General features: G+C 68.8%; 26 protein-coding genes. 13 read left to right on the top strand and 13 right to left on the bottom strand.

Annotated elements, in window-relative coordinates:
- The first annotated feature begins 89 nt into the window (after positions 1 to 89).
- Positions 90 to 1,280 (top strand): mechanosensitive ion channel family protein, encoded by a 1,191-nt coding sequence (locus VYJ16_RS11930; protein WP_379762538.1) that lies wholly within the window; start codon positions 90 to 92, stop codon positions 1,278 to 1,280.
- A 248-nt stretch (positions 1,281 to 1,528) separates the two neighbouring features.
- On the opposite strand, the gene VYJ16_RS11925 is transcribed toward VYJ16_RS11930, so the two are convergent.
- The 6 genes from VYJ16_RS11925 to VYJ16_RS11900 all read right to left on the bottom strand — a co-directional run bounded on the left by VYJ16_RS11925 (position 1,529) and on the right by VYJ16_RS11900 (position 5,020).
- Complete coding sequence (locus tag VYJ16_RS11925; protein WP_336350528.1) at positions 1,529 to 2,194, bottom strand: plastocyanin/azurin family copper-binding protein; 666 nt, start codon at positions 2,192 to 2,194, stop codon at positions 1,529 to 1,531.
- Between the two features lie 122 nt (positions 2,195 to 2,316).
- Entirely contained in the window at positions 2,317 to 2,787 is a 471-nt protein-coding gene (locus VYJ16_RS11920) for a plastocyanin/azurin family copper-binding protein (protein ID WP_336350527.1), read from the bottom strand.
- Positions 2,788 to 2,886: 99 nt separating this feature from the next.
- Positions 2,887 to 3,306, bottom strand: a complete 420-nt coding sequence (locus tag VYJ16_RS11915; RefSeq protein WP_336350526.1) for a plastocyanin/azurin family copper-binding protein — start codon at positions 3,304 to 3,306, stop codon at positions 2,887 to 2,889.
- Between the two features lie 67 nt (positions 3,307 to 3,373).
- Positions 3,374 to 3,574: a heavy-metal-associated domain-containing protein gene (locus tag VYJ16_RS11910; protein WP_336350525.1), complete on the bottom strand. Its 201-nt coding sequence runs from the start codon at positions 3,572 to 3,574 to the stop codon at positions 3,374 to 3,376.
- Between the two features lie 89 nt (positions 3,575 to 3,663).
- A complete protein-coding gene (locus VYJ16_RS11905; RefSeq protein ID WP_336350524.1) occupies positions 3,664 to 4,254 on the bottom strand; it encodes an AsnC family transcriptional regulator in 591 nt (196 codons plus the stop codon).
- Between the two features lie 193 nt (positions 4,255 to 4,447).
- Positions 4,448 to 5,020 carry a peroxidase-related enzyme gene (locus VYJ16_RS11900; protein WP_336350523.1) on the bottom strand — a complete coding sequence of 191 codons (573 nt, stop codon included), beginning with the start codon at positions 5,018 to 5,020 and terminating at the stop codon, positions 4,448 to 4,450.
- Between the two features lie 120 nt (positions 5,021 to 5,140).
- Between VYJ16_RS11900 and VYJ16_RS11895 the strand changes: the two genes are divergently transcribed.
- A complete protein-coding gene (locus VYJ16_RS11895; protein ID WP_336350522.1) occupies positions 5,141 to 5,776 on the top strand; it encodes a uracil-DNA glycosylase family protein in 636 nt (211 codons plus the stop codon).
- A 42-nt stretch (positions 5,777 to 5,818) separates the two neighbouring features.
- On the opposite strand, the gene VYJ16_RS11890 is transcribed toward VYJ16_RS11895, so the two are convergent.
- From VYJ16_RS11890 to VYJ16_RS11880, 3 genes are all read right to left on the bottom strand, one after another.
- On the bottom strand, positions 5,819 to 7,237 hold the full coding sequence (locus VYJ16_RS11890) for a DnaJ domain-containing protein (RefSeq protein WP_336350521.1): 1,419 nt from the start codon (positions 7,235 to 7,237) through the stop codon (positions 5,819 to 5,821).
- A gap of 66 nt (positions 7,238 to 7,303) precedes the next feature.
- Complete coding sequence (dinB, locus tag VYJ16_RS11885) at positions 7,304 to 8,692, bottom strand: DNA polymerase IV (RefSeq protein WP_336350520.1); 1,389 nt, start codon at positions 8,690 to 8,692, stop codon at positions 7,304 to 7,306.
- 114 nt (positions 8,693 to 8,806) lie between these two features.
- A complete protein-coding gene (locus VYJ16_RS11880) occupies positions 8,807 to 9,622 on the bottom strand; it encodes an aldo/keto reductase (RefSeq protein WP_336350519.1) in 816 nt (271 codons plus the stop codon).
- Between the two features lie 141 nt (positions 9,623 to 9,763).
- On the opposite strand from VYJ16_RS11880, the gene VYJ16_RS11875 reads away from it, so the two are divergent.
- The 4 genes from VYJ16_RS11875 (at position 9,764) to VYJ16_RS11860 (ending at position 11,777) form a co-directional block, all read left to right on the top strand.
- Positions 9,764 to 10,417: an HAD family hydrolase gene (locus VYJ16_RS11875; RefSeq protein ID WP_336350518.1), complete on the top strand. Its 654-nt coding sequence runs from the start codon at positions 9,764 to 9,766 to the stop codon at positions 10,415 to 10,417.
- A 90-nt stretch (positions 10,418 to 10,507) separates the two neighbouring features.
- A complete protein-coding gene (locus VYJ16_RS11870; protein WP_336350517.1) occupies positions 10,508 to 10,636 on the top strand; it encodes a DUF7989 family protein in 129 nt (42 codons plus the stop codon).
- A 440-nt stretch (positions 10,637 to 11,076) separates the two neighbouring features.
- Positions 11,077 to 11,571: an HTH domain-containing protein gene (locus tag VYJ16_RS11865; protein WP_336350516.1), complete on the top strand. Its 495-nt coding sequence runs from the start codon at positions 11,077 to 11,079 to the stop codon at positions 11,569 to 11,571.
- Positions 11,568 to 11,777 carry a hypothetical protein gene (locus VYJ16_RS11860; protein WP_336350515.1) on the top strand — a complete coding sequence of 70 codons (210 nt, stop codon included), beginning with the start codon at positions 11,568 to 11,570 and terminating at the stop codon, positions 11,775 to 11,777. Before VYJ16_RS11865 ends, VYJ16_RS11860 begins: the two co-directional genes overlap by 4 nt.
- A gap of 94 nt (positions 11,778 to 11,871) precedes the next feature.
- On the opposite strand, the gene VYJ16_RS11855 is transcribed toward VYJ16_RS11860, so the two are convergent.
- Positions 11,872 to 13,038 carry an NAD(P)/FAD-dependent oxidoreductase gene (locus VYJ16_RS11855; RefSeq protein ID WP_336350514.1) on the bottom strand — a complete coding sequence of 389 codons (1,167 nt, stop codon included), beginning with the start codon at positions 13,036 to 13,038 and terminating at the stop codon, positions 11,872 to 11,874.
- Positions 13,039 to 13,147: 109 nt separating this feature from the next.
- Here VYJ16_RS11855 and VYJ16_RS11850 point away from each other — a divergent pair, with 109 nt between their 5' ends.
- Complete coding sequence (locus tag VYJ16_RS11850; protein WP_336350513.1) at positions 13,148 to 14,122, top strand: ornithine cyclodeaminase family protein; 975 nt, start codon at positions 13,148 to 13,150, stop codon at positions 14,120 to 14,122.
- 3 nt (positions 14,123 to 14,125) lie between these two features.
- Here the strand turns inward: VYJ16_RS11850 and VYJ16_RS11845 are convergent, their stop codons facing one another.
- Positions 14,126 to 14,542 (bottom strand): VanZ family protein, encoded by a 417-nt coding sequence (locus tag VYJ16_RS11845; RefSeq protein WP_336350512.1) that lies wholly within the window; start codon positions 14,540 to 14,542, stop codon positions 14,126 to 14,128.
- A gap of 38 nt (positions 14,543 to 14,580) precedes the next feature.
- Positions 14,581 to 15,666 (bottom strand): hypothetical protein, encoded by a 1,086-nt coding sequence (locus VYJ16_RS11840; protein ID WP_336350511.1) that lies wholly within the window; start codon positions 15,664 to 15,666, stop codon positions 14,581 to 14,583.
- A gap of 175 nt (positions 15,667 to 15,841) precedes the next feature.
- Here VYJ16_RS11840 and VYJ16_RS11835 point away from each other — a divergent pair, with 175 nt between their 5' ends.
- Positions 15,842 to 17,110 carry a lycopene cyclase domain-containing protein gene (locus tag VYJ16_RS11835; RefSeq protein WP_379762307.1) on the top strand — a complete coding sequence of 423 codons (1,269 nt, stop codon included), beginning with the start codon at positions 15,842 to 15,844 and terminating at the stop codon, positions 17,108 to 17,110.
- Positions 17,111 to 17,229: 119 nt separating this feature from the next.
- Positions 17,230 to 18,267, top strand: coding sequence for a hypothetical protein (locus tag VYJ16_RS11825; RefSeq protein WP_336350510.1), 1,038 nt, complete (start codon positions 17,230 to 17,232; stop codon positions 18,265 to 18,267).
- 18 nt (positions 18,268 to 18,285) lie between these two features.
- On the opposite strand, the gene VYJ16_RS11820 is transcribed toward VYJ16_RS11825, so the two are convergent.
- Positions 18,286 to 20,352 (bottom strand): S8 family serine peptidase, encoded by a 2,067-nt coding sequence (locus VYJ16_RS11820; RefSeq protein ID WP_336350509.1) that lies wholly within the window; start codon positions 20,350 to 20,352, stop codon positions 18,286 to 18,288.
- A 187-nt stretch (positions 20,353 to 20,539) separates the two neighbouring features.
- Here VYJ16_RS11820 and VYJ16_RS11815 point away from each other — a divergent pair, with 187 nt between their 5' ends.
- From VYJ16_RS11815 to VYJ16_RS11800, 4 genes are all read left to right on the top strand, one after another.
- Positions 20,540 to 21,202 carry an HAD family hydrolase gene (locus tag VYJ16_RS11815; protein ID WP_336350508.1) on the top strand — a complete coding sequence of 221 codons (663 nt, stop codon included), beginning with the start codon at positions 20,540 to 20,542 and terminating at the stop codon, positions 21,200 to 21,202.
- Positions 21,203 to 21,455: 253 nt separating this feature from the next.
- On the top strand, positions 21,456 to 22,454 hold the full coding sequence (locus VYJ16_RS11810; protein WP_336350507.1) for a ring-cleaving dioxygenase: 999 nt from the start codon (positions 21,456 to 21,458) through the stop codon (positions 22,452 to 22,454).
- Positions 22,451 to 23,719 (top strand): iron-containing alcohol dehydrogenase family protein, encoded by a 1,269-nt coding sequence (locus VYJ16_RS11805; protein ID WP_336350506.1) that lies wholly within the window; start codon positions 22,451 to 22,453, stop codon positions 23,717 to 23,719. The genes VYJ16_RS11810 and VYJ16_RS11805 overlap by 4 nt, the downstream gene beginning before the upstream one ends.
- A gap of 478 nt (positions 23,720 to 24,197) precedes the next feature.
- Positions 24,198 to 26,030, top strand: coding sequence for an N-acetylmuramoyl-L-alanine amidase (locus VYJ16_RS11800; RefSeq protein WP_336350505.1), 1,833 nt, complete (start codon positions 24,198 to 24,200; stop codon positions 26,028 to 26,030).
- Positions 26,031 to 26,105: the final 75 nt, after the last annotated feature.

Below are 26,105 nucleotides of genomic sequence, written 5' to 3'. Positions count from 1 at the left end.
TGCCCCCGCCCAGATGGGAGTGGCCAGTCGTCGGTTCCCAGGAAACGATTAAACGACGGCGTGGCGTAACGGGTGCCATGGCTAATCCAGTGCTCGACCCGCTACTGGAGTACCTCTCGGGGTACGGCGTCGTCGAGCGAACGATCCTCGTGCTCGCGGTGTCGTTCGCCGCCGCCGTCGTCCTCGAGTTCGTCGTATTCAAGGTGGCGCGGAAGGTGGTCAGGCAGACCGGGAGCAAGTTCGACGACGTCGTCGTCTCCGAGGTCCGATGGCCGCTCGTCGTCACCGCCGCACTCGGCGGTATCTGGCTGCTGACGGTGTCCTCGGCGGACGCCGCGAACGTCGTCGTCAGCGAACGGGACCTCCAGGACTTCTTCGCGCGCCCCGCCGCGGTCCTCATCGTCCTCATCTGGGCGTTCGCGCTGAACCGCATCGTGAACCGCGCGGTCGACCTCGTCGACAAGACCGGGAAGTACGACTTCGCACCGATCTTCTCGAACGTCTGGACGTTCATCGTCCTCGCCGGCGCGGGCGTGCTCTCGCTGTCGATCTACAACATCGCCATCACGCCGCTGCTCGGCGCCGCGGGTATCGCCGGTATCGCGGTCGGGTTCGCGGCGAAGGACACCGTCGCGAACTTCTTCGGCGGCCTCGCGCTGTACTTCGACGACACGTACAAGATCGGGGATTACGTCGTGCTCGACACCGGCGACTCCGGGACGGTCGTCCGCGTCGGCATCCGGTCGACGACGCTCCTGACGCGCGACGAGGTGATGGTGACGGTCCCGAACGCGAAACTGAACTCCGCGAGCATCACGAACGAGTCCGCGCCACAGCGTCGACGCCGCATCCGCGTCCCCATCGGCGTCGCGTACGGGACCGACCTCGACGAGTTCGAGGAGCTCGCGGTGCAGGTCGCGCTCGACGAGAAGCTCACGTTGGACTCGCCGAAACCCCGGATGCGGCTCCGCGAGTTCGGCGATTCCGCACTGAACTACGAGTTGCTGTGCTGGGTGAGCACGCCCGTCAAGCGCGCGAAAGCCGTGCATCGGCTCAACAAGGGGCTCTACAACGCGTTGAACGACGCGAACATCGGGATTCCGTTCCCGCAGCGCGACGTGAACCTCACGACGGCCGACACCGCTCCGGCGGCGGGCGTCCAGCCCGAGCGAGCGACCGCGGACGTCGACGAACCCGTCGCCGACGGTGGCGGGGACGAGGACGCCCCGGCGGACGCCACGGGAGCGGCTGCGGAGGATGCGACCGACGGAACGCAGTGAGAGCCGGCGTGACGCGAGCGAACGAAAGAAGACGCTCGCACCCCGAGGTCGACGCATGCTCGATTCTATCTACGAGTTCGTCGGTCCGTTCGTGATTCCAGTCGTCCTGTTCGCGGTCGGTGGGCTGGCGTACGTCGCGCTCTGGTATCTGAACCGCGTCGACCTGTGAGGGACCGTCGCGGCGACAGGGGCAGGTGTCGCGGCGACAGAGGCAGGCGTCGCGCCGACAACGGCGCGCGTTCCGGCGTTCACTCCACGACTATCGTGCCGCGCATCCCCGCGCCGCGATGCGGCGCGCAGTAGTACTCGTACGTGCCGACCGCCGAGAACGTGTGCGAGTGCGTGTGGCCGGCGCCGTACGTCGTCCCACCACCGCCACTGGTTCCTTCCCAGTCGCCGGAGTCGGGTTGGCTGGCGACGCGGACGTTGTGGCCGCCGGAGTCCCACCGGAACTCGACGGTCGACCCGACCGGGACCGTCACGCGGTCCGGGTCGAACCGGAGCCGGCCGCCGGGGGCGACCGTCACGGTCTCGGTCGTCGGCGTCGCAGTCGGCTCGGCCGTCGTCGTCGACGCTTCCGTCGTCGTCCCCTGCTCCGTCGTCGCCGTCGACTCCGTGGTCGTCTCTGGTTCCGCGGTTGTCGATTCGTCCGTCGTCCGCTCCGTGGTCGTCTCTGGTTCCGCGGTTGTCGATTCGTCCGTCGTCCGCTCCGTGGTCGTCGACTCCGCTGTCGTCGCCGTCGCGTCCGTGGTCGTCTCCCCGGTTGGCTGCTCCGTCGTCCCGCCGCCGTCAGTCGTCGTCCCTGTCGCGCCGCCGTCCGGCGTCCCGCCGCCGCTAGTCGAACAACCAGCGAGCGCCGCGGCGAGCGTGGTCGTCGCACCAGCGAGCACGCGCCGCCTGGAGGATTCGTCCATACACCTCGGTCGCCGACGACCCGTAAGGTGATTTCCCCAGTTCTCACCCAAAAACCACCGCCTTCTCGCCAGTACGACCACGTTACTCCACGAACACGGCCCGGTTCACGGAGCGCACCGCGTCACTCCTCCACGACGACCTCGCCGGTCATCCCGGACCCGCGGTGTGGATTACAGTAGTACGCGTACGTGCCGGCGACCTCGAACGTGTGCGAGTACTCGTACCCGGCGTCGTAGACCGCACTCGGTGCGCCCTCGGTACCGGACCAATCCGCGCCGTCGGGCGTGCTGTCGGCGACGACGTTGTGGCCGCCCGACGACCACACCCACTCGACGGTGTCCCCGACCGCTATCGTCACCGAGGACGGCGCGAACCGGAAGTCGCCGTTGGGGCCGACGACGACCGTCGTCGGCCCGTCGCTCTCCGTCGTCGTCTCCGCCTCGGTCGTCGTCTCCATCTCGGTCTCCGTCGGCTCCGTCTCCTCGTCGGGTTCGGTCGTCGTCTCCTCCCCGCCGGAGGAACAGCCGGCGACGCCCGTCGCTACGGCAACGCCAGTCGATGCGAGCACCTGTCGTCGCGTTGGTCGGTCCATACTCGACGAGTACGCCCGTTGGTCAATTAGGTATTCCCCCGATACGACGGGACTCGCGTACGCGACGGCCAGTGGGTTCGAGCACCACCGCGGCGGGCGTTACTCCTCGACGACCACCTCGGCCACCATCCCGAGCCCTTCGTGGGGCTGACAGTAGTACTCGTACGTGCCCGCCGTCTCGAACGTGTACTCGTAGACGTGGTCGGTGTCGTACGTCTTCGACCCGTCGCCGTCCGTCCCCGTCCAATCCGCGCCGTCTGGCTGCGCGCTCACCACGATGTTGTGGTTCGCGGAGTCCCACGTCCACGTGACGGTGTCACCGACGGCGACCGTCTGGGACGACGGCTCGAACGCGTACGACCCACCAGGGCCGACGACGACCGCGTTCTCGCCGTTCGCGGACTGCGTTCCGTCGTCGTTCCCGAAACACCCGGCCGATGCTGTGACAACCGCGACACCGGCGCTTCCGAGGAGATCGCGTCGACGCAGCGTCCGGTCGTCGTCACTCGAACCGTTCATGGTCGACACTACGGGGTCGACGAAGTAAAGCCAGCGAGTCCCGCGGACGGCCCGATAGCCGACCGGGTCAGGCGGCTTCCGCGTCGTAGCCGGCGAGGTGAACCTTCTCGACGAGCGTCTCCGTGCTCGCGTCCCCCTCGACGGTCGCCTCGTTCGCCTCCCGGTCGGCCGACGCGCTCTCGACGCCATCAGCCATCTCCAGTGCTGTCTCAACGATGTCCTCACAGCCCTCACAGGTCATGCCAGTCACGCGCAGAGTCGTGCCCATACACATCACTGCGCAAGCCTGGGTTAGAACAGTTTTGGTCGCGACGACCGACGCAAGCCGGTGTCGTGAACGGACTGGAGGGACCGCCGTCAGTTCTGACTCGTGAGGCCAGTGTAGCGGTCTTCGAACGTGCCGAGGCACTCCTCGCTACAGAAGTGGAAGAGGTCACCGTCGTACTGGGTCGTCACACCGTCGTGCGTGACGGGGTCGGCGCACTCCTCGCAGGAGAGACTGAGTTCGCCGTCGCTCACCTGGGGCTCCCACGCGTGCTCCTCGACGAGGCTGACGTCGAGCGAGTCGACGAGTTCCATGTCGACGATGCGGTGGAGGGTCTCGCGGACCTCGCCGTCGGGAACGGTGGCGTGTACGACGAGGCGGTTCTCGGCGGTGAGGTAGACGTGCTCGACGGGTTCGGTGTCCGCGAGGCGCTTGGCGACGCGGTCGTCCGCGTCGGGGACGAGGTCGAGTTCGACGAGCACGGGGACGCCCTTCGAGATGAGCGACCGGTCGATGTCGATGGTGAACCGGTTGATGACGCCGAGGTCGGCGAGGCGCTCTACGCGGTCGGAGACCGTCGGCGGGGACACGTTCACGCGGTCCGCGATCTCGCTGTACGGGCGGCGGGCGTCCTCGACGAGGAGTCGAAGGATGTCGAGGTCTGTTTCGTCCAAGTCGCGCATGTCTGAATACGATACGGTTTTCGGCTATACAAGTTTCGACATAGTTTGAAATATGCCTACTTCGCAAATAACTATGGGGGTGGTTCGCACCCATCGATGTCTTGCGATTCGAAGGACCAACCGGAGGACGTGACAGTGAACGGACAGTCGAGGGGTCGCCGCATCGAGACGCGTTCCACTCGGTATCTGGACACTACCGGCCCATGGCGTGGAACTCCGCGTTCGGCCGCATGTCCGCGAGGTGCGCCATCCGGTTCGAGAGGTTGAAGAACGCGGCGACGCTCCCGACGTCCCAGACCGCGCGCCGCGAGAACCCGTGGTCTTCGAGGCGCTCGATGTCGTCTTCCTCGACGGCCGCGGGGTCCTCGGTGAGCTTCACCGCGAAGTCGAGCATCGCGCGATGCGCGTCGTTCACGTTCGCGGTCCGATGGTTCGAGACGAGCTGGTCGGCGAGCAGCGGGTCGTCCGCGTAGATGCGGACGAGCGCGCCGTGAGCGACGTTACAGTAGTAGCAGTCGTTGGCGCCCGAGACCGCCACCACGATCATCTCGATCTCCTCGCGCTCGAGTTCCGTGTGCTCGGTGAGCGCGTCGTAGTACGCGAAGAACGCCCGGAAGTGCGACGGCCGGTACGCGAACGCCTCGAAGACGTTCGCGAGGAACCCGGCCTCGTCTTCCTCCTCGGCCATTCGCTCGCGGACGTCCTCGGGGAGGTCGTCGCGGTCCGGTACGGGGAATCGCGTCATCGCCGGCACGTCGTCTGCCATGCGCGAGCCCACGACCGCTGCTGCAAAGAAACCGCCGACTGCGGCGGCGCGAACGCGACCGCACTGGTGACGGAGTGCGTGACCGCGACGGTTTTCTCCCGGGGTCGCCTACGGGGGGTCGTGCAGAACGTCACGGACAGGGTCCGGAATCCGTTCGGGCTCGTCGTCCCGGAGCGGTTCGCGGGCGACGACGACCCACCGGCGGTGTACGGGTACGGGGACGCGAACGCGGACTTCCACGTCGTCGGGGACCGGCCGGCGGTTCACGGTGGCGACGACACGGGCGTCCCGTTCACGGGGTCGGTCGCGGGCGAGCGCCTCCAGCGCGTCCTCCACGAGACCGGGTTCCTGGCGGCGCCGTACGCGGACGAACCCGATGCGTCGAACTGCTACCTGAGTTACCTCTTCGTGGGGCGACGGCCTCGCGACCCGAGTCCGCGCGAGTACGCGGACCTGGAGCGGTACTTCGACACGGAGCTTCGCGCGATCAACGCGCACATCCTCCTGCCGGTCGGCGAGCGCGCCATCGACCACGTCCTCGAGGCGTACACGACGCAGCGACGGAAGGTCGGTCGCGACGTCGACGACGCTGCGCTCCACGCGACCGAGATACGCGGCCGCGGGTTCCTCGTCGTCCCGATACGCGAACCGGCGGCGTGGACGAACGGCGACGAGCGCGCGCTCGTCGACCGACTGAACGCCATCCGGGGTCGCGACTACCGGCAGACGAAGGGCGTCGCGACGCGCGTCGGGTGACTCCGAGAACGACTGCGGCCCGCGAGGCGTCGGTCCCGATGGTCAGTCGAAGAGCCTCGGTCGAACGACGAGACTGAACAGGAGCACGAGGACCGTGAGGACGGGTACGAGCGCGGCGAGGAGGTCGACGGCCAGCGGTGGCGACGGCACGACGTACTCGGCGCCGATGACGGCGAGCGGGACGCTGACACCGAGGACGTACGCGTACGACGGCTTGAACTTGTACGCCATGTGGGTGTGGCGGATGATGACGAGGAACACGAACGGCATGACGACCGCTCCCGCGAGCAGCGGCCCGCCGTACACAGTCGCCACGGTCGCGGTGACGACGCCGAGACCGACGGTCTCGTTGATCGTCACCCACTTGTACGGGCGTTTCGCCCAGACGGCGCGGTAGATGCCGAACGCGAGCGCTGTCGCGACGACCGCGCCGGCGAGCGCGCCGTACCACTGCATGGTCGGGAGCATCGGCTCGACGAGCGTCGTCGACTGCACGAACTCGTACATCGTCGGGATGCCACGTCGAGCGACCAGGACGTCGCGGAGCGCGGCGGTGTCGGTGCCGGCGGCGGCGAGGGCGCTCCCGAACCGCCGGAACGCGCCGAGGTTGTAGTACGCCCAGTAGCCGACGCCACCGACGAACAGGAGCGTCGACAGCAGCATCAACGGGTAGCCCAGTTGGAGGCTCCGCCACCAGTTGAACAGCGCGTTGTCCGTCCACGACGACGACGACGGCTCCGACTTCGTTCCGATGGTCGAATCCTTGTCCGTGGTCGTACTCGTCGATCCGGACGCGCCACCCGATGGCGTTCCGCCGGCGCCCGCGGTGGACGCCGACCGCGCTCGACGGTTCGACGACCCCGTGGACGTCGACGACGTCGACGCCTTCGACGACGAGCTCCGGCGGTTCGACCGCGACGACGATTGACTCGACGACGAACCGGTACTCGACGAAGACGACCGCGACGAGGAACTCCGACGGTTCGACCGCGACGACGAATCACTCGACGACCCAGAAGACGACGACCGCGACGAGGAACTCCGACGGTTCGTCCGCGACGACGACCGCGACGAACCGCTCGACGACGACCGGGAGGACGACGACCGCCTGCTCGAACTGTCGCCCCCTGCGGTCGACGACCCGCTGGACGCGCTCGTCGTCGACCCGCTCCGCGAGGACCCGCCGTCGTCGGTCCGCCACGCGCTCGGGTCCGGGATGCCCGACGTTCGCTTGGCGACGTAGTCCTTGTGCCCGAGGCGGTCGTACGCCTGTCGTTCGGCGGGGTCCTTGAGTATCTCGTAGCCCTTCTTGACCGCGGTGAACTGCGCTGGAGCGTCCGGGTCGTCGTTCAGGTCGGGATGGTACTCCCGCACCTTCGTCCGGAACGCGTCCTTGACCTCCTCCTGGCTCGCGTCGTCGTCTATCTCGAGGAGGTCGTAGAAGTCGAAATCGTCGGTCATGGGGTCGAGCGGTAGTTGATAGTGAGAATGGGTGTGGGGTTTATATTTGCAATGCTTGGTGTCGGGCTAGAAGTCCGTCAAGGAAGTCTGCCCTGGGGGGAGGGCATGTGTCTTGTGGCCGTCGCCTGCTGGCGACTCGTCGTCGTCACCGTCGGTCGCGTTCTCCTCGGCGTTCTCGCGCTCGCCCGCTCCGTCTTCGCGTTCGCTCGACCCGTCGTCTCGTCCGCTCTCGTCGCCGTTCTCGGCGGTGGCGCCAGCGTCGGACTCGGTCGCCGACCCATCGCCGCTGAACGACGCCAGCGACGGCTGGTCGCGGTCGGTGAACGAGAGGTTCGCGACGCGGACGCCGACCTTCCGGACGGCGACGTCCTCGAACTCCGCGAACAGGTCGAGTGCCGCGGACTCGACGAGCGCCGGGTCGTCGACCGGGCCGGGGAGCGAGCGTTCGCGCGTGTTCACGTCGAACGGCGGTTCGACGGCCTTCACGCCGATGGTCCGGTAGAGCGCGCCTTCGCGCTGGGCGCGCTCGGCGACCGCCGCGGCGAGCGTGCGAACCTGCTCGCGTTTCGGCTCGGCGTCGGTGACGGGCGACCCGAACGCGGATTCGCGCGAGAAGCTCTTCGGGTCGCCCCGCGGCGTGACCTCGCGGTAGTCCCGGCCGCGAGCGCGGTCGTGGAGTTCCCCGCCGCGTTCCCCGAACTGGTCGACGAGCGCGTCCCGGTCGGCGTCAGCGAGGTCGCCCGCGTTCTCGATGCCTTCCTCGCGGAGCTTCCTGGCAGTCACCGGCCCGACGCCGTGGACGTCCTCGACGTCGAGCGGCGCGAGGAACTCGACGAGTTCCTCGGGCGTGACGACGACGAGCCCGTCGGGTTTGTCGTGGTCGCTCGCGACCTTCGCGGCGCTCATCGTCGGCGCGACGCCGACGCTCGCGGCGACGCCGACCTCGCGAGCGATGCGCTGCTTGACGTGGCGCGCGAACCCCTCGACGACCTCCCAGTTCGTGCGGTCGGTGACGTCGAGGTACGCCTCGTCGATGCTGACCTCTCGGACGACGTCCGCGCACTCGTGGAGGATGTCCTTGACTTGCGCGCCGACCTCCTGGTAGTAGTCGAGGTCCACGGGCCGGTAGAGGCCGGTGTCCTCGGGGTTCGGGGCGTCCGGGTCGTCGGGGTCGGCGTCCTCGCGCCGCGGGAGGCGTTCGAGCGCGGTCGTGATCGCCATCGCGGAGTCGACGCCGTACTCGCGGGCCTCGTAGCTCGCGGTCGCGACCGCGCCCGTGTCGTCACCGGCCTCGTACCCCATGCCGACGACGACGGGTTCGCCGCGGAGCGCGGGTTCGCGGAGGCGCTCGCAGGCGGCGTAGAAGCAGTCCATGTCGACGTGACAGACGAGCTGGTCGGGCGGGCCGTCCTCGACCGGGCTCGCGCCCGGTAGTCTGGTCACGTCGTCTGCCACGGGTCGTTCGGTCGACGGTTGGGACTCGACGCTCTCGTATCTGCCGGGTCCGGAGTGGAAGTGGAATCGGCTCCGCGTGGGGGTGTCGCGGCGCGCTCGCGAGCGGTCGCGACGTCAGCCGAGCATCCCGCGGAGCATCGTCTCCGCGGTCTTCAGGCCGTTGGGGCGGGCGATCCGTTCGACCTCGTCGGCGTCGAGTTTGAAGTCGAAGATGTCGAGGTTCTGTTCGAGGTGCTCGCGCGACGTGGACTTCGGGATGGCGCAGACGCCGCGATGCTGGGTCGCCCAGCGGAGCGCGACCTGCGCGGGCGTCTTGTCGTACGAGCGGCCGATCGCCCAGAGGAGGTCGTCGTCGAGGACGGCGCCGTGCGCGAGCGGGCTGTACGCGGTGAGCATGACGTCCTCGTCCTGGCAGTACCGGAGGAGTTCGCGCTGCGGTTTGAACGGGTGGAACTGGACCTGGTTCGTCGCGATGGGGACGGGGCTGCGCGCTTGGGCGCGCTTGAGCTGGTCGACGGAGAAGTTCGAGACGCCGACGTGCGTGACGGCGCCGTCGTCCACGAGGTCGGCCATCGCGCGAAGCGTCGCGTCCAGGTCGCTGAGGGGGTTCGGCCAGTGCAGGAGCAGGAGGTCCACGTAGTCGGTGTCGAGCTTGTGGAGGCTCTCTCGCACGGACGCCTTGAGGTCGCCGGGCTCGTAGCGGTCCGGGCGGACCTTCGTGGTGAGGAAGACGTCGTCTCGGTCGACGTCGCTGTCGGCGATGGCGTTCCCGACGTGGCGTTCGTTCCCGTACGCTTGCGCGGTATCGACGTGCCGGTAGCCGAGCGAGAGGGCGGTCTTGACGGTGCCGTACGCGGTCTGGCCGTCGAGCTTCCAGGTGCCGAGGCCGACGGCGGGGACGTCGTCGTCGGCGACGGATACGTGCTCCATGGGGGAGGGTTCTCGTTCCACCGTAATGTGTCCTGTCGTCGAGGTCAGGGACGGGGCGTTCGTCGTCGCGGACTGGCAGGCCCACGTCGTACGTGAGCGCTTCGCAGAAAGCGTCAAGTCCTGGCGTGCGTAGTCAGCGGCGTGTACGACGCTGTGGTGTTCGACAACGACGGAGTGTTGACCGAGCGAACGGACCGCGACGTGCTGCGGCGGGCGGTTCGCGCGACGTTCGAGTCGTTCGACGTGGCTCCGGCCGAGGACCTTCTCGACGACTTCGTCGCGGGCGTGTCGCCGTCGCGGGTCGAGGAGACGTGCGCTCGCCTCGGGCTGGACGCGGACGCGTTCTGGCGGGAGCGCGACGCGCAGTTCGCCGAGCACCAGTGCCGTGCGACCGACCGCGGCCAGAAGCCCGCGTACGACGACGTCGCCGCGCTCGACGAACTGGACGTCCCGCTGGGGGTGGTCTCGAACAACCAGAACGCGACCATCGACCACGTCTTCGAGGTGCACGACCTCCACAGGCACTTCGGGACGTGGTACGGGCGCGAACCGACGATGGAGAGCGTCCGGCGGAAGAAGCCGGAACCGTACTACCTCGAGCGAGCGCTCGCGGACCTCGACGCCGAGACCGCGCTGTACGTCGGGGACAAGGCGACGGACGTGCAGGCGGCCCACGCCGCGGGCGTCGATTCGATGCTGGTGCGCCGCGAGCACAATCGTACGGTTGCGCCCGAGCAGATGCCGACGTTCGACGTGGACTCGCTGCATGCCATCCCGCCGCTCCTCGAGAAATAATAGGTATATTAGGACATACCATTGGTACTGTTTGTTATTATAGGCTCCCCGACAGCGTTAAGTACAGGAGATGTGCTACCTCGTTGCACGATGGCAGACACCGACCGAGACCGAATGAAGGACGTCTCACACACCCCACCGAACGGCGAATCAGTCACGAACGTCTGGGAGCGCGGCGCGACCGAAGACGACGACGGCCCGACCCCCGCCGACGACTGACGACGCGACGACCGTTCTCCACACCCCACAGCGACTAGCGACGCGACGGCTTCTTCGAGCACTGCCCCCGAGCAACGTCGTCGGCGTCGAGAGCGTTCGCGCCGAGTCGCGCACTCTGATTTGCGGGCGCTGGCCGAGTCGCTGCCGGACGATCCCGCGGCCGCGAGTCGCGTTCCTGACCGAGTCCTGTCGAGCGGTGACCAGCTCGGAGCCAAAACCTTCAGACTCGACGTGAAAGGTCTCCGCGAAGCGGGGAATGCGGTGGTTTCCGTTCGTAAGCGACGATAACCCGCGTCCGTTGGGCGGTTCCGGACGGAGAGGCCAGTGGTACATAGTCCTAGTAATCGGTAACTATCGCTCGGATATGCTCCCCCTGTCTGCGGATTGGACGTTCCCAACCGTAGGAACGTTTTTGTGGTTTCTGCGCCTGCCAATGGAACGTGACTCGCCAACCCCAAGCCGTGGACGGTGGAACGAGTGCAGAACTCTGGGTGCGGGCGGACGTTCCTGGTGGTTCGAACGACCGTCAGGAACGCCTCTACGAGCGGGCGCTCGACGTGGACGCGTACGCGGACGTCCGGACTCGTCTCGTCCCGAACCGGTTCTCGCTCTCCGGGGTAGCCGCTGACAGTCCCGCGGGCAGCACCATCAGCGACCTCGTCGTCGACGCCAAGCGCTGGGCGGCGTCGGCGGGCGTCGACCTCGACCCGTACCTCCCCGTCACGGACGAGTCCTCGCTGGCGTGCACGGACACCCGCCGCGTCCTGACGTTCCCGTCGGTCACGCTCGTCGAGCGAGACGACGAGGGGATCACGCACGTCGCCCCGCACGTCGACGACGGCCGCGTCGTCTCCGTCGAATCCAGGTTGGCGGCACTCGCGGCCGACGAGGACTCGCCCGACGACGAACCCGATGCGGTCCTCGCACGATCGTGACCCTGTACGTCGGGTCGGACGGCGAGCGGTACACGCCCTCGGAGGTCGTCGAGAACCTCGAAGAGGGCCCGTGGCGGTCCTGTCTCTGGCGGACGGACACCGACCAGGAGCTCATCGATACCGGCGACGGCGAACTGCTCATGCTCGTCCCCGAGTCGATGTTGACCGAGCGGCCGCCGGAGCCGCGGCTGGACGCGGAACGCTGATCTCGTCGGTGCCCACGGCGTTCTCGATGCTTCGATAGCTCGCTAGCGGCGCTGCCGGGTGCGCTCTCGACGTGCCGTCTTCTCCGAGCGTGGGTCAGGCGACGTTGCGTTCGGCGTCGGTGTCGCGGTCGTCGTCGAAACGGTCGGCGGCGAGTGCGTCGGCGCCGTCGATGTCTATCGCGCCGTCGAGGATGGCGTCGGCGACGAGTCGCGCGGTGGCTGGGGCGTGCTGGAACCCGTGCCCGGAGAACCCGATGGCGGTCACGTACCCCGGTGCGACTTCGTCGACGATGGGGTGATGGTCGGGTGTGACCGCGTACAGTCCTGCCCAGCCGCGCTTGATGCGTGTCTCGGGGCCGAAGTACGTCGCGCAGTCGGCCGCGTGCTCGACCGCTTCGATCGTCCAGTCGGTGTCGGCGGTCGTTGAGTACCGGTCGGGGTCCGCGGGCGGGTCGGCGTCACCGAAGTGGCCGCCGACGATGGCGGCGCCCTCGCGTTCCGGCCGGAAGTACACGCCCGTATCGAGGTCGATGGTGAGCGGGACGTCGTCGGGGACTGGCGTCTCCGGGTCGACGACGGCGACCTGGCGGCGTCGCGGTTCGACGGGGAGGTCGACGCCCGCGAGGTCGTTCACGCGACCAGCCCACGGGCCGGCGGCGTTCACGACCGCGTCGGCGTCGATGCGCTCGTCCGGCGTGCTCACGCCGACCACCGCGCCGTCACCGCGGTCGCCTCCGTCCCGGTGGACGGCTTCGACGGGCGTGTGCGTGCGGACGTCGACGCCGGCGTCGTGGCAGGCCTGGACGTACCCCTGGAGTGCGAGGTGCGGGTCGGCGAACCCGTCCGTCGGACAGTACGTCGCGGCGACGAACTCGTCGGCGTCCAGCCCCGGGCAGCGCTCGCGGGCCTCCTCGGGCGAGAGGAGTTCGCTGTCGACGCCGAGGTCGCGTTGCATCGCGACGTTCGCCTCGAACTCCGCCGCGGTCGAGGGCTCGCGTGCGAGGAAGAGGTAGCCGGCGCGCCGGTACGCGATGTCGACCCCGAAGCGCTCCTCGAACGACGACCACGTCTCGAGGCTCTCCAGCGAGAGTCGGACGTTGACGGGCGTCGAGAACTGCGTTCGGATACCGCCCGCCGACCGTTCTGTGCTCCCCGACCCCACGTTGCGCTTCTCGCAGACGACGACGTTCGCGCCGCGCTCCGCGAGTTCGCGTGCGGCCGCGAGCCCGACGATGCCCGCGCCCACGACGACGACGTTCATACCCGTCCGTGCACGCCGGCGGTGTTAAGTTTCACTCGACCACGGACGCCCCGTGGAACGAGCTCTCCACGGACCCAACCGTGAAGGTGGTTCGCGGGGACGCTCCGGTATGGTTCGCGTCATCGCCGACGACGACGTCGACCGACTCCTCGACCTCGACGCCCTGCTCGGGGTGGTCGCGGACGCGTTCCGCGCGCAACGCGACGGCGCGGTCGAACGCCCGGACCGACCGCACTTCCCGATCGGTACCGGCCTCGACCCCGAGGACGCCGACCGCGCGCTCGGCACGGGTCTCGCGATGCCGGCGTACGTCCACGGCGCGGCGACGTACGCGACGAAGGTCGCGAGCGTCCACGAGGAGAACCCGGACCGCGGGCTCCCGACCGTGCACGCGCAGATTCTCGTCGCGGACGCCGCCACGGGCGAACCGCGAGCGTTGGTCGCCGGCGGGCGCGTCACGAACGCCCGCACCGGTTGCATCGGTGGACTCGCCGTCGCACACCTCGCACGGTCGCCGGTGACGCTCGCGACCTTCGGCGCGGGAACGCAGGCGCGCTGGCAGACGCGCGCCATCGCCGCCGCGACCGAGGTGGACGCCGTCGCGGTGTACTCGCCGAGCGACTCGAAGCACGAGTGCGCGACCGACCTCGACGCGGAACTCGACGCGGACGTCCGCGCCGCCGAATCACCCACTGACGCGCTCGACGGCGCGAACGCGGTCGTGACAGCGACGACGAGCACCGAGCCCGTGTTCGACGCCGCGGACTGCCCGGACGGCGCGGTCGTCGTCGCCGTCGGCGCGTACACGCCCGAGATGCAGGAACTGGACGCCGAGACGGTCGGGCGCGCCGACCGCCTCTACGCCGACGTCCCCGAAGAAGCGGTCGAGACGGGCGACCTCGCCGGCCGTCGGTCCGTCGAGGAGCTCCGACCCTTCGCCGACGCGTTCGACGCCGAGACGGTCCCACCCGAGGAACTCGTCGTGGTGAAGAGCGTCGGCTCGGCGGTCCTGGACGCCGCGACCGCCGACTGGCTGCTCGAGCGCGCCGCTGACCGAGACACTGGTACCGACGTGTCGCTTTGAACGTCAGGACTGGCCGTCGTCCTCGGTCGCAGAGTCACCGACGTACCCGAACCGGGATTCGACGAGGAACCAGCCGGCGCCGACGGCGGTTCCGGCGGCGTTCGCGACGACGTCCGCCATCGACGCGTATCTGTCTGCGAGCGGCCACTGCACGAGTTCGATACCGACGCCGAACGCGGTTGCGAACGCGATCACGATACCGATACGGTACCTGCGGCGCGCCCGGAGTTCGATCGTCGCACCTGCGGCCGTGACCGTGACCGCAGTGTACGCGACGAAGTGGAGTTCCTTGTCGTACCACGGCGAGGGCTCGAACGCGACCGGTGGCGCGTCGAGGAGCGAGTAGTAGACGACGATAGCGAGCACCGCAGCGAGCGCGCAGACGCGGAGGAGACGCGGCGGCTTCGGGAGTCGAGGCATAGCGATGTCGGAGAGGGTGCGTGGTAGGTCGTCGTTGGTCACCGGACGGGGTTGTAGGGGCGTGGTCGTGGGTCGGCGTAGATGGCGCCGGGGTCGTTCGCGTTCGTCGTGTCGCGGCAGGTGAGGGAGGCGACGGGTGTGGCGACGCCGGTGTCGAGGTGGCCGGCGCGCGCGATGGCGCGTCGGGCGGCGTCGTTCGGGGTCTCGACGAAGTACTCGTCGACGTCGACCTCGTCGTAGAACGCCTGGACGACTGTCTCGGCGAGGCCGCCGTCGCCGCGGTACTCGGGGAGGAGGTAGATGGAGTCGAGCGTGACGTCCGAGCCGACGTGCTGCCAGCTCGCGTACCCGACGACTTGGTCGCCGACGAGGAAGACGAGGGCGTGCTTGCCGGCGCGAGCGTACCGCTGGATGGCGGGGTTCTCGTTGTTCGCCATCTGCGAGAGCACGTACACGGCTTCCTCCTTCGGGGAGACGGGACCGTCGGGGACGATGCGGAACCCGCGGATGGTGCCGTCGTCGCCGAACGCTTCGCCGAGGTGGACGGCGTTCAGGACCTCCATCGAGCGGGTGCCGTCGCCGTCGTTCATGACGAATAGCGGTGCGTTGCAGTCGACGCACGAGGAGACGTCGATGCCGAGGTTCGGTGCGGTCTCGTTGTCGCCGGAGGGCGCGTGGTCGCAGTCGGTGAACCCGGTTGGTTCGTGCCCGAGCGGGTCGACGCGGTACGATTCGAAGGACTCGTCGGGGTCGTGGCCGGCGAACAGCCAGTGGGTGTCGTAGGCGGCGCGTTCGCGGAGGCGGACGATGGTCCCGGCGTCCTCGTCGGCGAACCGGAGCGTCTGATTCCAGACGGTGCCGACCCAGTCGACGGGTTCGCCGACGGTCCCGGCGGCGACCTGCTCGAAGTCGACGGTGTCACCGTCCCGGCGGCGTGCGTAGACGACCATGCGTTCGCCCTTGACGACGAAGAACGCGGTGACGAACCGCCCCGTCTCGTCGTCCCCGACGAACTTCGGGAGGACGGTCTCGACGTCGGGGCGGGAGGCGAGGTCCTCGACGAGGTCGGTGTCGTCGGGGAGCGTCTCGAGGTCGCTGCCCTGGATCGGCGGAGCGATTGGCATTGGCCTCCCTTGGAGAACCCTCCTGAAAAGGCTTGTCGGACGATACCGATACCGGCGCTAGCTGTTCGTCCGTGTTTGGCACTCGCGGTCCGTGGTCGTGTCGGACGCGGGTTCTTTCGAGCGCGGACCGCCGCGAACCTAGCCCTTATTCACGTGGTGGTCTAACGTCCCACATATGCGTGTTGCTCGACATGGCACGGGCGCGATGGCGGACGTGAAGGCGTACGCGTCGCAGGTCCACCCCGTGTTCATGCTGCCGCCGATCGCCGCGGCGTGGTTCGGCGCGGCGTTGGCGCGCGAGTTCACCCTGCTCCCGCTCGTCGTCGTCTCCGTCGGGACGTTCTGTGCGGTGTACACGGCGCACGTCAAGGACGGGTACGTGGACTTCCATCTGCGCGGCGAGGACGACGACCACCCGCTGACGCCCGTGGGGTGTCGGCTGGCGCTCGCGGCGGCCGCGGTCGGGTTCCTGGCGTGCCTCGCCGTGCTCTGGGTGGCCGTGGATCCGATGTCTGCGGTGTTGCTCGCGCCGACGTGGCTCATCGGGTACCTGCACGCGCCGACGCTGGACACGAACCCGCTGGGGGCGACGCTCGGGTATCCGGTCGGTATCGCGCTCGTCATCGTCGCGAGCAATCACGCCCAGACGCTGGCGGTGCGCGCGGAGGCGGTGGCGTTCGCGGTCGTGTTCCTTCTGGTGTTGACGGGCGTGAAGGTGATAGACGACTTGACCGACGTGGAGTACGACGCGAGCATCGACAAGCACACCGTCGGCGTCCTGCTCGGTGAGGCGCGCGCTCGCCGCTTCGCGTACGGGTTGATGGGCGCGGGCCTGTTCGCGGTGCTGGCGTTCGCCATCGACGGGGTCGTCCCGGCGAGCGCGCCGCTTTCGATTCCGGCGTTCGTCGTCGTCGCGTTGTACGCGTCGCGAGCGCCCCCGGACCTCGCCACGATGCTCCTCGTCCGCGGCGCGTACGTCTTCCTGGCGGTCCTGGTGGCGGCGGTGTTCTTCCGGCCGCTCGCCGGGGTGGCGCTTCCCGACATCACCGTGCTGGGCGAGTGGACGTACCTCGCGACGGAGGTGGCGTTCGGGTCGGTCGCGGCCGCGCTCCTCTATCGTGCCGGCCGCGATGCGACGCGACGGGCGGCTCGTACCATCGTCGCGGTCTACCCGATCGCGTACGTCTGGGACTGGTACACGCTCGAGGTCGGCGTCTTCTCGATTCCGATGCGGACCGGCGTCGAGCTCCTCGGTATCCCGCTCGAGGAACACGTCTTCATGGTGGTCGTGCCGGCGCTCGTCCTCGGCATCCACGAGACGCTCGCCGCTCGCGACGCCCGCGACAACCACGATGCCCGCGACACCCACGATGCCCGCGACGCCCACGATGCCCGCGACGCCAGCGATACGACCGAAGCGCCCACCACGGAGTCGAGCGAGTAGCAGTCCCGAGTGGGCGTGGACTGGGAGAGATTCTAGAGAGAGTTCGGGCGGACCTTGCGTGGAGGTGAGTCGGAGTTCGGAAAATCATCATACGTTTGGTAGGTGTCGGTGTTGGTACGATGCGCGAAGACAGCACGCGGCGGCGGTTCGTTGCAACGCTCGGCGTGGTCGGCGCCGGAACGATCGCGGGATGCCTCGGCACCGGCGACGGCGAGTCGACCACGACCGAGGACGACGGCATGGACGGCATGACGACCACCGAAGGCGACGGCATGGACGGGATGACCACCACCGAGGACGATGACATGGGGATGGAACCGATGGACCCCGACGCCGCCGAGCGCGTGGCCGTCGACCGCTTCAGCGACGACGCGGGCACGCTCCTGAAGCGGTCCGCGAACCCGGACCTCCCCGGTCCCGACGAGCCAGTCGACTTCGACCAGAAGCCGTTCTGGCACCAGGGGCTCGGCCCCGACGGCGAGACAGTGCAGTACTACCACTTCGACGTCCACCCGCTCGCGCCGGCGCCCATCTACGTGCTCTTCCGCGAGGGCGAGGACGAACCGGTCGCGGACCAGTTGAACGTCGTCGGCGTGAAACCCGGCGACGACGGCTACAACGACTTCTGGCAGGTCCACCGCGTGACCGTCCCGGAGGACTACGCGGCGAACGCCATCACGAGCGTCGACGCCATCGACGCCGGCGACTACCCCGTCGAGGCCACGTCGACGCTCGTGAACTGTCCGGTCGTCCCGGAGGGGTCGACCGCCGAGAAGCACGTCGGGGACGGCGACACCGGCCTCACGCGCGGCTGGTACGACGGGAAGGTCCTCTCGTACTTCACGTTCACCGAAGCGCCGCTCGAGGTCGCGAACGAGATCGTGCCGCTGTCGCCGATCTACGTGACGTTCAACACGAACCCCGGCGAGGACGGCGGCGGCCCGCAGTCCGGGTTCGTCACCGAGGACGGGAGCCCGCAGAACCACAACGTCGTCGCGTCCCTCCCCGGGGACGACGATTACTCGCCGTTCTGGCTGGTGAACGTCTACGACAACGCGGACTTCGAGTCGGTGTCGGACCTCGCGTCCGCGAAGGACGCGGAACTGCTCGCGCAGGGCACGGCGAACGTGAACTGCCCGCTCGTCACCGTCGAGTGACGACTGTCGCCGACCGCCTCAGACGTTCTGCGTGACGGTCTCGGTGGCGCCTTCGGTGTCGGTTGCGACGACTGCGACGGTGCCCGCGGTGCGCTTCGTTCGGACTCCGTTGGTGCCGCTGGCGGAGCCGCCGGAGACGTCGTTCGACGCGGCGTCGAGCACGCTTCCACCGTTGTCGCGGAGTTCGACGGTCACGGTGTCGAGGTTCCCGTCGGCGTCGGTCGTGCTCCAGGAGACGTCGAAGCGGTCCCACGCCGGGTTCGAGTTGTCGACGACGCGGTCGATGGTCGGCGTCGGCGCGGCGTTCGTCGACTCGGTCTCGTTCACCGTCGTCGAGCCCGAATCGGACGCTCCGGCGGCGTCGGTGACGACGAGGTCGACCGTGTAGGACTCGCCGCTGCCGTCGTCGTCGGCCGCGACGAGGCGCGTGGTCTCGCTCGCGGCGTCCCCGCTGACCGCGACTGACGCGGTGTCCTCGGTCGTGCCGTCCGCGTCGCTCGTGAGCGTCAGGTCGACGGCGTCGAGGTCGCCGTCGGCGTCGCTGACGTCCCAGGACGCGTCGAACTCCGCGTCGCCGTCGCTGGTCTCGACCTCGGTCGCTGAGAGCGAGTCGACGGTCGGCGCGCTCTCGGCGTTGTCCGTGGTGACGGTGATGGTCGACGTCGTGGTGTTCCCCGCGCTGTCGGTGGCGCTCGCCTCGAGCGCGTGCTCGCCGTCCGCGACGGTCGTCGAATCCCAGTCGTCCTCGTAGTAGCCGGCGCTCGTGTACGTCGTCGACCGGGCGCTCCCGTCGTCGACCGCGTACGTGACGTCGAGCGTGTCGTCGCCGTCCTCGCTGTCGGTCGCGTCTATCTGCACGCCGACGGTGCCGGACACGGTGTCGCCGTCGCCGGGCGTCACCCAGGAGACCGACGGGGCGCTGTCCGTGCTCGAGTCGACGGCGGCGTCGACGTCGAGGAGCCCGCTCCCCTGGTCGTTCGAGTCGAGTCCGAGGTCCTCCGCGGTCGCCGTGAGCTGGTCTCTCGCTTCGGTGTTCGTGTACCCGTTGTCCATGAGTTGGGCGCCGGCGCCGGAGACGTGCGGGCACGCCATCGACGTGCCGGAGAACGTCGCGTAGTCGCCGCCGACGACGGTGGAGTAGATGCTCCCGCCGGGCGCGGCGAGTTCGACCTCGGGGCCGGTCGAGGAGAACGAGGAGAGCGAGTCGTCGCTGTCGGTCGAGGACACCGCGACGACCGTCGAGTACGCCGCCGGATAGCCGACGCAGTCCGAGCACGGGCCGGAGTTCCCCGCGGCGGCGACGAGCAGCACGCCGTTGTCGTACGCGTACTGGCAGGCGTCCTTCACGGTGCTGGAGCCGGAGGACGCGCCGAGGCTCAGGCTCGCGACGTCCCAGCCCTGGTTCGCGGTGTACTCGATGCCGGCGGCGACGTCGCTGAACGTCCCCGAGCCTTGGCTATCCAGAACTTTCACCGCGTGCAGCGTCGCCCCGGTGGAGACGCCGACGACGCCCTCGGTGTTGTCGTCCGCGCCCGCGATGCCCGCACAGTGCGTGCCGTGGTCGTTGTCGTCGCTCCACGCGTAGTTACAGCCGGAGCCGCTACAGGAGACGTACGCCTTCCCGCTGCCGACGTTCGCCTGGAGGTCGGGGTGGTCGTCGTCGATGCCGGTGTCGATGATGGCGACGTCGGCACCGCCGTCGCCGTCGGTATCGTCGCCACCGGTCTTGCCGTCGGCGTGGACGAGGTCGGCGTCGACGCGGTCGACGCCCCAGGGCGTGGTCTGCGCGATGGCGTGCATCCGGCCGTCGGGTTCGACGTACCGGACGTTCGGGTTCCGCCGGAGGTTCCGGAGGGCCGCCTCGGAGAATCGGCCGGCGACGGCGCGACCGATGTCGCCGAAGTCGAGCGTCCGATGGACGTCGTCGGCGGCGCGTTCGGCCGCTCGGGTCGCCTTCCGATTCGCGGTGCCAACGACGTGGCGCTCGGGCTTGCCTGTCGACCCGGCGGCCGTGCCGATGCTCCCGATGCCTGCGGCGCCGATGCCGGCGAGGACGCTCCGTCTGGTCGGTGTCCGTCGAGACATGAACAGATGCTCTTGCCCATGACCAATAGTAATTCCGTTCGTTTACAGGGTTGAATCATCAGTAAACAGCCCCTAAACGGTCTCGGACGCTGGCGTCGACGGCCGCTGTCGCCAGCACGCCGACGACGCTCCGTGGCCGTCGCCCGTCGACTGAAACACTTATCAGGGCCCCGACGGTAAATGTGATGTGACCTACGATACCGTCGTCTTCGACAACGACGGTGTCCTCGTCGGTCGAACGAGCTTCGACGTGCTCCGGGACGCGACCCAGGAGACGTTCGAGTTGTTCGACGTGACCGACCCGGACCCCGAACACGTCGAGGACATGACGATCGGTGCCACCCCCAAACAGGTGGACATCGTCTGCGACCACTACGACATCGACCCCGACATCTTCTGGCGGACGCGCGACCGACGGCTGTCGCTCGCACAGCAGGAGGAGGCCCGCGCGGGACGGAAGACGTTCTACGACGACCTGGACGTCCTCGCGGACCTGGACGTCGACATGGGCATCGTGAGTTCGAACCAGCAGGAGACCGTGGACTTCCTCCTCGATCACTTCGACGTTCCCGTCGAGTTCGGGGCGGCCTACGGCCGCGAGGCCACGATTCAGAGCCTCGACCGCCGGAAGCCAAATCCCCACTACATCGACCGGGCGCTCGCGGACCTCGAGGCGTCGACGGACTCCGCGCTGTTCGTCGGCGACAACGAGTCCGACATCCGCGCCGCCGAACGCGCGGGCATCGACTCCGCGTTCATCCGACGCCCTCACCGCACCGACTGGGAGCTGAACGTCTGGCCGACGTGGGACATCAGCTGCCTCGAGGACCTCCGGCGCATCTGTAGCTGACGCTACAGGCGTCGAGCGCCCGATACCATCGGGGCCGTTAGATAGCGGTGCCACCGGTTCGACGTCGACTGCCTCGCCGGTTCGGCGTCGACTGCCTCGCCGGTTCGACGCCGACTGCCTCGCCGGTTCGACGCCGCTACGGTCGAGTCTCCCCTCGCGGAATCCGGGCGACGGCCGCCCGGTGACGTCGACGTCACCGGGTGACGTGCACGTCCGCACTACGCCTATAGCGCCCTGGGCCCTATTCACGAGCGTGACTCCCGAGACGCGCGGGCTGCATCACGTGACCGCTATCGCGAGCGACCCCTCGGCGAACGCGGCGTTCTACGTCGACACGCTCGGGTTACGGTTCGTGAAGCGCACCGTGAATCACGACGACACCGGCACGTACCACTTCTACTTCGGCGACGGCGAGGGGTCGCCGGGGTCTACCATCACGTTCTTCCCGTGGGGCGAGAACGGCCGCGAGGGCGAGTTCGGTGCGGGCCAGACGGAGACGACCGCGTACCTGATCCCCGGAGATAGCGTCGGGTACTGGCGCGAGCGCCTCGCCGAGGCGGACGTCGCGGTCGCCGAGCGCGAGCGGTTCGGCGCGACCGTTCTCTCGTTCGAGGACCCGGACGGTATCGGGGTCGAACTCGTCGCCGACCCCGACGCCGAGGGCGTCGGGTCGACGTGGACGGAGAGTCCTGTCCCGGCCGAGCACCAGCTCCGTGGGTTCTACGGGGTGACGCTCGCGGTCGCCGAGGTCGAGCCGACCGCGACGGTGCTCGAGGACGTCCTCGGGTACGAGCACGAGGCCACCGAGGTCGACGCCGGCGCAAGCCCGGACGCGGACGACCGGTCGCGGTACCGGTATCGCGCGACCGGTGGCGGTCCGGGGTCCGTCGTCGACCTCGTCGAGACCGACCTGCCGCGCGGGCGGATGGGGGCCGGCACCGTCCACCACGTCGCGTTCACCGCCGCGGACGTCGACGAACAGGCGGCGTACCGGGATGCGTACGCCGACCTCGGACTGGAGGCGACCGAACCCATCGACCGGACGTACTTCCACGCCATCTACTGTCGCGAACCCGGCGGCGTCCTCTTCGAGATCGCGACGACCGGTCCCGGGTTCACGGCCGACGAAGCGGTCGACGACCTCGGGCGCGACCTGATGCTCCCCGAGTGGCTCGAGGGCGAACGCGACCGCATCGAAGCCGCGCTCCCAGCGTTCGACCCTCCCGAGAGCCACCCGGAGGGCGGGCGATGACTGACGACGAGTCAACCGACGACGAGTCCGCCGACGACGAGTCAGCGGGCAGCGGGGCTCGCGGGCGGTCGTTCCGGTTCGACTATCGCCCGGGCGTACTCCGGTTCGGTGCGGGGAGCGTCGCGTCGCTCGGGAGCGAACTGGGCGCGCAGGGCGTCGAGCGCGCGCTCGTCGTGACCGGACGGACCGTCGGTGAGACGTCAGCGGTGATGGACCCGGTCCGCGAGGGCTTGGGTGACCGGCTCGCTGGCGTGTTCGCGGAGACGACGCCAGCGAAGCGACTGTCCACGGCGTACGACGCGGTGGCCGCGATGCGCGAGCACGACGCGGACGCGCTCGTCGCGGTGGGCGGGGGCAGCAGTCTGGACGTGGCGACCGTCGCGAGCGTGCTCGCGGCGACAGACCGCGACCGCGCCGTCGTCGCGGACGAGTTCCAGACCACTGGGACGGTGATGGTTCCCGAGGCCGCCCTTCCACCTATCGCGGCGGTCCCGACGACGCTCGCCGGCGCGGAGCTCTCGCAGGTCGCCGGCATCACCGCCAGTCCCGAGCACGGCCTCGTCGACGCGGAACGCGGCGGCGGCATCGGGCATCCGGCACTGATGCCGTCCGCCGTGTTCCACGACGCCGAGCTCGTCGCGACGACTCCGCGACGCGTGCTGGCGGCGTCCGCGATGAACGGATTCGACAAAGCCCTGGAATCGACGTACGCGCGGAACGCGACGCCGATCACGGACGCCACCGCAACGCGCTCGCTGTCGGTCCTCCAGGACGCGCTCCCCGCGCTCGGCGACGACCCGGTCACGCCCGGCGACGTCGACCCCGTCCTCGAAGGCATCCTCCTCGCCCAGTACGGCGTCTCCAGACCCGACGGGACGACGCTCTCGCTCGTCCACGCGTTCGGGCACGCACTCACCCGGACCTACGACGTCCAGCAGGGCGCCGCGCACGGGGTCGTCGCGCCACACGCGCTCGAGTACCTCCTCGCGGAGACCGGCGCCGGTCGCGCGCTCCTCGCCGACGCGTTCGACGTCGCTGACGCCGGACCGGCCGAAGCCATCGACGCCGCCATCGTCGACGCCGTCGCCGAGGTACGCGACGCGCTCGGCCTCCCGGCACGCCTCCGGGACGTCGATGGACCAACGCGCGAGGCGTTCCCGACGGTCGCCCAGCACGTGCTCGACGACTCGTTCATGGCGAACGCGCCCCGTGAGCTCGACGCGTCCCGCGAGGACGTGGCGAGCATCCTGGAGCGCGCGTACTGACGCGACCGCAGAGAGCCGCCGCTAGCCGCCGATACTGGCATTCTCCGTACGGTCGTCGGAACTGTCGGGCCGAAGCCGACGTTTAGACGGCGGAATTCCCGGGCTCCGATCACGTCACGAGGCACAGACGGCGGGCGACAGGAGTGCATCGAGTCGCACGACGAGACGCGGCCGGCGCCGGACGACCACGGCCAGCGACGGGCGCTCTCTGCCCACGCAATTCCCCCCACGTCCTCTTCCTCGTCTCCCCCTCGCCGCTTCACTATCACCACACACGCATCGCATCGTTTCAATTCGAAGTCGCGTCACTCGTAGCACTCGCCGAGTCCGACCCCTCACCGCCACAGAAACATCACCGGACTAGCTACTCCACTACCGCTCTATACGTCCACTGTCACCGGACGATTCGACCGACGACGGACGAAAAGTAGTTTATTCTGATAAAATAATATACGAATAGAAAGCCCGGGTGCACGTGATGCAATCCAGACGGAACCTGCTTCGGTTCGCAGCGAGCACGGCCACAGCGACGACACTCCTGGGCGCCACCGCCGGCGGTACCGCCGCAGCACTCACCCCCGAAAAGCCCCCGATGCGCTGGAAACCAGCGCACGAGAGCAACTACACGCCCGCCGACCGCGACGCCAGCGACATTCGCTGGATCGTCCTCCACACCATCGAGGGCTCCGCGAGCGCGGGCATCAACTGGTTCCAGAACCCCGACGCGAACGTCTCCAGTCACTTCGTCGTCGACGACGACGGCGACATCACCAAGATGGTGAACCTCGACGACGTCGCGTGGACGCAAGGGAACGGTCCGTACAACGACACCGGCATCAGCATCGAACTCGCGGGATACGCCGGCGAGACCGACTTCTCCGAGGCGACGTACGAAGCCGTCGCCGACCTCTGCGCGTACCTCTGCGAGACCTACGACGTCCCGGTCCGCCATCCGACGTTCGACGTCGCTCCCTGCAGCGCGTACGACGGCGACGGCGGGCTCGTCGGGCACTCCCAGATACCGTCACCGTACGACTGCGACGACGTCACCGGCGGGAAGACCGACCCCGGCGCAACGTGGAACTGGAACTACCTCCTCGAGAAGATGAACGGCTCCACCGGCGGCGGCGACGCCGGCGGCTCGTACGGCACTGGACAAGACGTCGTCTCCACGACCACCGTGAACGTCCGCGCCTCCGCCGAGATCGCGGACAACGTGAAACACACCCAGCCCACCGACGTCGAGGGGACCATCGCGAACGGCCCCTACCAGAACGACGGCTACACGTGGTGGTGGGTCGAGTGGGAGAACGACGTCGGCGGCTGGAGCGTCCAGGACTACCTCGACCCACGTAACGACGACGGTGACGGCGATGGAAACGACGGCGGGGACGACGAGTCCGGCGACGCACCAGACCCAGCGTTCGATATCGGCGAGGCGGTCGCGACCACGACGGACCTGAACGTCCGTCAAGAGGCCACGACGAGCGCGGACGTCGTTGGGATCGCCGACGCAGACACCACAGGGTACGTGAAGAACGGCTACGTCACCAACGACGGCTACACGTGGTGGAAGATAGACTACGGCCAGACGCGCGGCTGGAGCGCCCAATCCTTCCTCGAACCCGCGAGCGACGACGGCGGCGACGGCACCGGGAACCCCATTCAGGGCGTCCCCTATCTCTCCCAGCGCGACAACGACTACAGCCCGAGCGGCTCCTGCCAGAACACCTGCCTGTCGATGCTCTTCCGCCACTACGGCCTCGACACAGACCCCGACGCACTCACCGAACGCTGGGGGACCGACGACGGCCAGACCCCCGCCGGCGCCGAACGGGTGTTCGACCAGGTCGCCAGCGAGAACGGCCTCGACGTCCGCGCCAGCGGCTCCCGGGAGACCACGATGGCCGACCTCGAAGCCGCCATCGACCGGGGCGTCCCCGTCATGACCTACGGCTGGTTCACGGGCGCCGGCCACATCGTCGTCGCCGTCGGCTACACCGCCGACACCATCACCGTCCACGACCCCTACGGCACCTGGAACGAACGCTACGAAGGCAGCCACACGCCGGCGGCGGCCGCTACGTCACCTACGACCGCGACGCGTTCGAACAAGCTGTCAGCCCCGACGGCTACGTCTGGACGCTCATCGCAGAATAGAGAGAGACGACGAAGTTCAGTGTTTGGTCCTGGGCTGTCTCAATCCCTTCGTCCCGGTCATCCAACGTCCAGCAGGGGGTCGCGTACGCAGGCGTCGCCCAGCGCGTCCTCGCGTCGCTCCCCGAGCACGTCGACGCCGGCCGGTGGCTGACGGACCTGACGGTCACGCGCAACGCTGGCGGCCGTACCGAAGCCGCGCTCGAGGCTTCCCAGGAGCGTGACTGGT

It is taken from the genome of Halorubellus litoreus (genome assembly GCF_037081675.1).
Classification (GTDB): Archaea; Halobacteriota; Halobacteria; order Halobacteriales; family Natrialbaceae; genus Halorubellus; species Halorubellus litoreus.
Note: the sequence above shows the minus strand (reverse complement) of the source record. Positions and strands in the feature narration are given on the sequence as shown.

Coding starts and splice junctions, on each gene's coding strand:
- VYJ16_RS11925 (WP_336350528.1), bottom strand. CDS start 2,194: ATGGACGAATCCTCCAGGCGGCGCGTGCTCGCTGGTGCGACGACCACG.
- VYJ16_RS11920 (WP_336350527.1), bottom strand. CDS start 2,787: ATGGACCGACCAACGCGACGACAGGTGCTCGCATCGACTGGCGTTGCC.
- VYJ16_RS11915 (WP_336350526.1), bottom strand. CDS start 3,306: ATGAACGGTTCGAGTGACGACGACCGGACGCTGCGTCGACGCGATCTC.
- VYJ16_RS11910 (WP_336350525.1), bottom strand. CDS start 3,574: ATGGGCACGACTCTGCGCGTGACTGGCATGACCTGTGAGGGCTGTGAG.
- VYJ16_RS11905 (WP_336350524.1), bottom strand. CDS start 4,254: ATGCGCGACTTGGACGAAACAGACCTCGACATCCTTCGACTCCTCGTC.
- VYJ16_RS11900 (WP_336350523.1), bottom strand. CDS start 5,020: ATGGCAGACGACGTGCCGGCGATGACGCGATTCCCCGTACCGGACCGC.
- VYJ16_RS11890 (WP_336350521.1), bottom strand. CDS start 7,237: ATGACCGACGATTTCGACTTCTACGACCTCCTCGAGATAGACGACGAC.
- VYJ16_RS11880 (WP_336350519.1), bottom strand. CDS start 9,622: ATGGAGCACGTATCCGTCGCCGACGACGACGTCCCCGCCGTCGGCCTC.
- VYJ16_RS11870 (WP_336350517.1), top strand. CDS start 10,508: ATGGCAGACACCGACCGAGACCGAATGAAGGACGTCTCACACACCCCA.
- VYJ16_RS11855 (WP_336350514.1), bottom strand. CDS start 13,038: ATGAACGTCGTCGTCGTGGGCGCGGGCATCGTCGGGCTCGCGGCCGCA.
- VYJ16_RS11850 (WP_336350513.1), top strand. CDS start 13,148: ATGGTTCGCGTCATCGCCGACGACGACGTCGACCGACTCCTCGACCTC.
- VYJ16_RS11845 (WP_336350512.1), bottom strand. CDS start 14,542: ATGCCTCGACTCCCGAAGCCGCCGCGTCTCCTCCGCGTCTGCGCGCTC.
- VYJ16_RS11840 (WP_336350511.1), bottom strand. CDS start 15,666: ATGCCAATCGCTCCGCCGATCCAGGGCAGCGACCTCGAGACGCTCCCC.
- VYJ16_RS11835 (WP_379762307.1), top strand. CDS start 15,842: ATGCGTGTTGCTCGACATGGCACGGGCGCGATGGCGGACGTGAAGGCG.
- VYJ16_RS11825 (WP_336350510.1), top strand. CDS start 17,230: ATGCGCGAAGACAGCACGCGGCGGCGGTTCGTTGCAACGCTCGGCGTG.
- VYJ16_RS11820 (WP_336350509.1), bottom strand. CDS start 20,352: ATGTCTCGACGGACACCGACCAGACGGAGCGTCCTCGCCGGCATCGGC.
- VYJ16_RS11805 (WP_336350506.1), top strand. CDS start 22,451: ATGACTGACGACGAGTCAACCGACGACGAGTCCGCCGACGACGAGTCA.
- VYJ16_RS11800 (WP_336350505.1), top strand. CDS start 24,198: ATGCAATCCAGACGGAACCTGCTTCGGTTCGCAGCGAGCACGGCCACA.